Here is a 4,742-nt window from a genome sequence, read left to right on the forward strand (position 1 = left end):
CAGCGTGAAACGGAACGCGTCTTCAACGAAATCACCAAATCACGGTAATCAAACTTGAATCCATCTCAAAGATCCCCATAAGCGCTCCGCCCGCAGGGTGATACGGAAAAAACACGCTGACTTCGTTGAAAATGCTCGATGTAGCTTTGGCTACACCTTGCGCTTTTCGCCTCGTCATCGCATCTTTTCCGAGTCATTCCCGCTTATGGGGATTTTTGAGATGGGTTCTAATAACTTCACTTAATCTAAGCAGCCTTTAAGCTATGGTATAATTCCGCCAATTTTTTGGGAGGCGGCCATGACGATAAGCAAATATTCGGCGAGCGGAAACGATTTTGTCATTTTTCATACATTTGTCAAGGTTGACAGAAGCACTCTTGCCAGGACGCTGTGTCATCGTCACGAAGGTGTCGGTGCCGACGGCCTTGTCGTGCTGCTCCCCCATGACGCATACGATTTCGAGTGGCAGTTTTACAATGCCGATGGCAGCGAAGCCGCCATGTGCGGGAACGGCAGCCGTGCCGCAGCCCACTATGCCTATTCGAACGGTTTGGCCGGATCGCCGATGCGCTTTTTAACCGGTGCCGGTGTCATCGAGGCGGAAGTTGACGGCAACATTGTCACCAGCGAGTTGACACCGCCGGTGATTGTCGATAGGGAGATCTCTGCGTTCGGGAAAACATGGTGGCTGATCGATACGGGAGTACCGCATCTGGTGGCACTGTTGGAAAACGTTGAAACGTTTGATCTTGGAGAGGCTCGGCAGCTTCGGGAACGTTATAACGCCAATGTCAACATCGCCGCTGTGGAGAATGGAATTTTGCGGGTACGCACCTATGAGCGCGGGGTCGAAGACGAAACATTGGCCTGTGGTACCGGAATGGCAGCATCCTTCCACCGTGCCTATCTCGAGGGGGCCGCAGGCGAGAAGATGGTCGTTGTCCCAACAGGTGGAGAGAAGCTCGAACTGGCAAAAAAAGGCGAGACACTGACGCTGAAAGGCGAAGTCCGCCATACATTCGATGCAAAATTTTATACAAACGATGGAGAGAAGATTTGAAACGATTGATAGCAGGATTTTTTATGACATCGGTACTCCTTTTTGCCGATGCAATAAAATCGTTTCCCAAAGAGTATTACACGATCAAAGATCCGCAGAAGCAGAAAGAGGAGTTCGTCAAAATTCTCTATCCGCTGATACTTCAAGCGGAAAAAAAGATCCAGAAAGAGCGCGCGTTCGCAGAGAACTTTTTCACGAAGCTGGAGCGCGGCGACATCGTTACGCCTGCGGAGCAGGAGAAACTAAAAAGGCTTGCGAAAAAGTACCGCATCAAATCTCTGTACGACAAAGAGGCATACAGGAAACGTATTGACACAATCCCGGTTTCGCTCGTCTTGGCGCAGGCATCTATCGAGAGCAACTGGGGCAAAAGCCGCTTTGCAAGGGAGGCGAACAATCTTTTCGGAGAGTGGACATGGGGCAAACGGGGCATTGTTCCGAAAAATCGTGCACCCGGCAAAACGCACAAAATCCGCATCTTCGATTCGCTGGAAGGCTCGGTCGCGTCCTATATGCGGAACCTGAACCGCCACTGGGCATACAGCGAATTCCGCGAAGCGAGGTATCTTGCCAGAAAAAGCGGTAAGCCGTTCAACGGCTTTATCGCGGCGGGCTACCTGACACGCTATTCGGAACTGCGGGAAAAATATACACAGATGGTCAAAGAGACGATTGCCAAAAACGATTGGAGTCTCTATGACAGCGGTGACGAAGCATCACCTTCCATGGAGCTGGGCAGCGAAATGGCGATGCTCTCCAAACGCCTCTACCTGGCCCAACAGTTCTGATCTGATTTTGCGCCGGCTTACCGGTGCACCCCCACAATGACCAATAACCGAAGCGGGGCTACAGCCCCGCTTCTTTGATCGCCTCCGCCTGGAAATGGGCGATCAGCGGCTCGATGATCTCGTCGAGCAACCCCCCTTCCATAATCTCATTCAGTCGATAGAGTGTCAGTCCGATGCGGTGATCGGTAATGCGGTTCTGGGGGTAGTTGTAGGTCCGGATGCGCTCGCTCCGGTCGCCGGACCCCACCTGTGCCTTTCTGTCGGCACTCGATGCAGCCAGCTGCTCCTGCAGATGCTTCTCGTAGACGCGCGCCTTGAGAATTTTCAGTGCTTTTTCTTTGTTCTTGTGCTGCGACTTCTCGTCCTGCATCGCGACGACGATACCGGTGGGTATGTGGGTGATGCGTACGGCCGAATCGGTCGTGTTGACTGACTGTCCGCCGCAGCCGCTGGAGCGGTAGACATCGATTTTCAGGTCGTTCGGGTTGATCTGCACATCGACATCTTCGACCTCTGGTAGAACCGCCACCGTCACGGCGGAGGTATGGATGCGCCCCTGCGACTCCGTGGCCGGTACACGCTGGACCCGATGGGTCCCCGCTTCGTATTTGAGGCGGCTGTAGACTTTTTCGCCTTTGACGAGGGCTACAATCTCTTTGTAGCCGCCCGCTTCGCTCTCATTGGAGCTCTCTATCACGATTTTCCACCCTTTGTTTTCCGCATATCGGACGTAGGCCTTGAAAAGATCCCCGACAAAGAGTGCCGCTTCGTCGCCACCGGTTCCGGCACGGATTTCGAGATAGATGTTTTTGTCGTCGTTGGGATCTTTCGGAAGCAGCAGCAGCCTGATCTCTTCGTTCATCTTTTCGAGTTGCGGCTCGAGCTCTTTCAGCTCTTCGGCCGCCAGTTCGCCAAGCTCCGGATCGCCAAGCAGTGATCGGTTCTCTTCGATCGCCTCGACCGTAGCGATGTAGGCGTTTGCTTTCTCCACAAGTGGTTCGAGTTCCGACTGCTCTTTCGAGAGTTCGGTCATTTTTTTGATATCGGCGGTGATATCGGGAGAGCTTAAAAGTGTGGTGATTTCGTTGTAGCGGTCGATAAAGGGCTGGAGTTTTTCGCGTAGCATGCGGTGCCTCAGGCGCGCGGATTACGCGGCGCTGAGAGCGTTGACTTTGGACTGAAGACGGCTGACTTTACGTGCAGCGGTGTTTTTCTTGAGAATGCCCTTGCTGACATATTTGTGCAGTTCGCGGTTGGCGATTTTCATGGCCGCGGCCGCTGCCTCTTTGTCGCCCGCTTCGACTGCCGCGATCACGGCTTTGGTGATATTCTTGATACGTGTTTTGTAGTATCGGTTGCGCGCAGTGCGCTTCGCGGTCTGGCGGATACGTTTTATCGCTGATTTATGATGTGCCATATGGTATAATCCTTGTCATTAGAAAATTTTGGGGAATCATAGCTTAAAATTTATTAAATTTAAATTAAATGTAAGATTCCGGACAGGGAGAAAAATGAGACTTTTCGGCACGGATGGTGTGCGTGGGCTGGCGGGAAGAGACCTCGATGCCTTTGTTGCGATGAAACTGGCGATGGCGGCCGGCATCTATTTCAGGAAGTTCGCCAAGACGAACAAGATCCTGGTGGGCAAAGATACACGGCGAAGCGGTTACATGATCGAAAATGCGCTGGTAAGCGGATTGACGGCGGTCGGCTACAACGTTATCCAGATCGGTCCCATGCCGACACCCGCTATCGCCTTCCTGACCGAAAATATGCGGTGTGATGCCGGAATCATGATCAGTGCCAGCCACAATCCCTACGAGGACAACGGAATCAAGTTTTTCGATTCGCACGGCGACAAGCTGAGTGAAAAAGAGGAAGAGGCGATCGAGAAGAACTATTTCGATACCGAGCTCCTGATTCATGAACAGAAGACCGGAAAAGAGATCGGCTCCTCCAAGCGGATCGACGATGTCATCGGGCGCTACATCGTTCAGCTCAAAAACTCCTTCCCTACCGATATGACACTCAACGATGTCCGGGTGGTTCTCGACACGGCCAACGGTGCGGCCTATAAAGTGGCTCCCACCGTCTTTGAAGAGCTGGGAGCGGATGTCATTGTTATCAATAACAAGCCCAACGGCTATAACATCAACGACAATTGCGGTGCGATGCATCCCGAAGCGCTTAGTGAAAAAGTGCGGGAGTACCGAGCCGATATCGGATTCGCCTTCGATGGCGATGCCGACAGGCTGGTAGTCGTCGATGAAAAAGGGGAACAGGTCGATGGAGACAAGCTGATCGGCGCACTCGCTCTCTACCTCAAAGGGGACGGCAAGCTCGAGAACGATACGGTCGTCGCCACCGTTATGAGCAATCAGGGCTTCGAGGATTTTCTGAAGAGGCACGGTATCACTCTGATCCGCTCCAGTGTCGGAGACAAATATGTTCTGGAAGAGATGCACAGGCATCAATGCGTGCTGGGGGGTGAGCAGAGCGGCCATGTCATCTTCAGCGAATATGCCAAAACCGGTGATGGCCTTGTCACGGCGCTCCAGACGATCGCACTGATTTTGCGTAGCGGCAAAAAGGCGAGCGAAGTGCTCAATCCGTTCGATCTCTATCCGCAGAAACTCGTCAACCTCAAAGTCTCGGAAAAGAGACCGCTGGAGTCCCTGGAAGGTCTCAAAGAGAAAGAGGAGGCGATCAAAGCGGAAGGGCTGCGCTCTTTGATACGCTACAGCGGAACCGAAAACAAACTGCGCATCCTGCTCGAAGGGAAAAGCTCCAAAAAGATCGAGAAGTGGATGGAGGAGTTGGAAGCCTTTTTCAAAAAAGCGCTCAATGCATAGAACCCATCTCAAAGATCCCCATAGGCGGGAATGGCACCCAAA

General features: G+C 52.6%; 5 protein-coding genes. 3 read left to right on the forward strand and 2 right to left on the reverse strand.

Going from position 1 to position 4,742, the window contains the following annotated elements:
* The first annotated feature begins 298 nt into the window (after window positions 1-298).
* The gene (gene dapF, locus Q1K24_RS09225) at window positions 299-1,060 is read left to right on the forward strand and encodes a diaminopimelate epimerase (protein WP_300369257.1); all 762 of its coding nucleotides are present in this window, start codon (window positions 299-301) and stop codon (window positions 1,058-1,060) included.
* Complete coding sequence (locus tag Q1K24_RS09230) at window positions 1,057-1,848, forward strand: glucosaminidase domain-containing protein (protein ID WP_300369260.1); 792 nt, start codon at window positions 1,057-1,059, stop codon at window positions 1,846-1,848. Before dapF ends, Q1K24_RS09230 begins: the two co-directional genes overlap by 4 nt.
* Window positions 1,849-1,906: 58 nt before the next feature.
* Here Q1K24_RS09230 and prfA read toward each other — a convergent pair whose 3' ends face one another.
* Window positions 1,907-2,974, reverse strand: coding sequence for a peptide chain release factor 1 (gene prfA / locus Q1K24_RS09235; RefSeq protein WP_300369263.1), 1,068 nt, complete (start codon window positions 2,972-2,974; stop codon window positions 1,907-1,909).
* 21 nt (window positions 2,975-2,995) lie between these two features.
* On the reverse strand, window positions 2,996-3,265 hold the full coding sequence (gene rpsT / locus Q1K24_RS09240) for a 30S ribosomal protein S20 (protein ID WP_300369266.1): 270 nt from the start codon (window positions 3,263-3,265) through the stop codon (window positions 2,996-2,998).
* A 94-nt stretch (window positions 3,266-3,359) separates the two neighbouring features.
* Here rpsT and glmM point away from each other — a divergent pair, with 94 nt between their 5' ends.
* Window positions 3,360-4,700: a phosphoglucosamine mutase gene (gene glmM / locus Q1K24_RS09245; protein ID WP_300369269.1), complete on the forward strand. Its 1,341-nt coding sequence runs from the start codon at window positions 3,360-3,362 to the stop codon at window positions 4,698-4,700.
* Window positions 4,701-4,742: the final 42 nt, after the last annotated feature.

Origin of the sequence: Hydrogenimonas sp. (assembly GCF_029932565.1) — a bacterium.
Lineage (GTDB): Bacteria > Campylobacterota > Campylobacteria > Campylobacterales > Hydrogenimonadaceae > Hydrogenimonas.